Origin of the sequence: Robbsia andropogonis (assembly GCF_000970345.1) — a bacterium.
Lineage (GTDB): Bacteria > Pseudomonadota > Gammaproteobacteria > Burkholderiales > Burkholderiaceae > Robbsia > Robbsia andropogonis.
On record NZ_LAQU01000161.1, the window covers coordinates 1 to 1,711 of the forward strand.

A 1,711-nucleotide genomic window follows, 5' to 3' on the forward strand; every position below is an offset into this window, starting at 1 on the left:
GAAACGGCATGTGGATGCCCTGCGGGGGCTGCTTCAAGGCCCCCTGTCACGTCACGCCGCGGTGTCTCGCGATAGCGAATCAGCGCGCGTGCCCCAAACATGTTGAAGCAGCGCAAACGCGCTGCGCGCCGCATTGCGAAGCACGGACGCCGGGTTATCCAATGACGTCCCCCACGAGCTCCGCGGTGGAGTTGACGAAGTCCACGGGAGATCTCACCACCCGATCCGGATATCTTGCGGACAGTTCCTCGATGAGCCGTTGCGCGCTGGCCCGGGCATATCGGTTCGCCGGCCAAGCCGCCGGCAGCGCAATCGCGTTCGGCAAGCTATCGAGATCGAGTGCCACCGCGTCGGTATCCTCTTCGGACGCCCTGAAGGGCAATAAGGTCAGATCCGCCTGCCGTGTCATGACCTGGTCGAATGAAGGACGATTGCCACCGCCATCGATGATCAGCCAGCCGTTTTGCGTCACGCGGCTCGATGTGATGACCTGCGCAAGTGCGTTGCCGTCCCTGCCATCGAGCACGCCATATGGACGCCCCTCACTCTTGACGCGTCGGTGCGGATCAGTCAGCACATAGGCCGCCGGCTGCCGTTTCAACACCGCACCGAGGCACAGCAGATGTGCCGTCGTCGTCTTGGAAGTGCCACCCTTCTGGCCACCCACGTAGATAATCGTGCTCATGTCTGTGCTTGCTCCAACGTTTCTAACATCACTTCTTGCACCGTCACCATCCGGCCCCGCGCCTGGCTGCGGGCCGCAGCAATAGCAACGTAGCGCTCATACAGCGTGCGTGCCGGACGCAAGGTCAATTGCAGCGTGTCGGCACGCGCACGCGGCTCATTTCTCCTGCCCCCCGAACCCTCGGGTCGCTGGGTGCGTGAAACAAGTGGCGCTCTCGCGGCACTCGTTAGTTGGGCTGCGAGATCCTCAACACCTTTGATCGCTTTCGTCGCGCTTACATAAAGTTAGAACTACGAAACTTCATAATTTGATAACCGTAAAACGTTTCAACTGCAAAAATTTACAAATGCATGACGTTTCAACGTTGTAACGTCATAACTGCGTAAAGTTAAAACTGCATCACTGCATACCGTTTTAACTTGACGTGGTTTAGCGCCGGGGCGTCTGATGAGATGTGACTGCATAACTTTATAAAGTTACAACGTTAAAACGTTACGCCCGATGGCATGGGCGCAGCGACAGGGGGTAGCGAATCAGGCTGCGCGATCACCTGGCCTTGCCGCAAGGCCCGAACAAATGCCTCGCGCCAAGCGCCGCCTGCATTGCGCACACGCTGGCCAGGCCCGTGGACCGAGACAACTGCCCCGTCGCTGGATACCTCGAAGCGGCGCTTGTGCTGCGCATAGACAAACCGTCGGCCGGCGAGGGTGTGGAAATCCGTCGAACTGCGTAGGAGGGCGTTTAGGTAGCTGATTGGTGAGCGTGCCTGGCTCAGTGCTCCCAAGCCACGCTCGCGAACTCAGAGAACCGTTTGCCGCATTCCCTGGCGTCACGCATGAGCTTGGAGACCAAGAATTTCCGAAAGCCTAGCGTAAGCAAGCGCAGCAACTCGGCTGGCAGCGGACCTAGTCGTCTTGCTTGCTTGCTGATCTGCAGCAACCATGGCCGACGGCGTCGGTATCATTCCTGTCTTGCAACGCGAACGCCGAAGAAAACTTCAACGACGTAAACCACGCGGTAACAGCG

Annotated in this window: 2 protein-coding genes; both read right to left on the minus strand. The window is 58.9% G+C overall.

What is annotated here, in order from left to right:
• Positions 1–154: 154 nt before the first annotated feature.
• Positions 155–685: a P-loop NTPase family protein gene (locus tag WM40_RS26755; protein ID WP_201779190.1), complete on the minus strand. Its 531-nt coding sequence runs from the start codon at positions 683–685 to the stop codon at positions 155–157.
• A 484-nt stretch (positions 686–1,169) separates the two neighbouring features.
• The gene (locus WM40_RS30540; RefSeq protein ID WP_157793828.1) at positions 1,170–1,469 is read right to left on the minus strand and encodes a hypothetical protein; all 300 of its coding nucleotides are present in this window, start codon (positions 1,467–1,469) and stop codon (positions 1,170–1,172) included.
• Between the last annotated feature and the right edge of the window lie 242 nt (positions 1,470–1,711).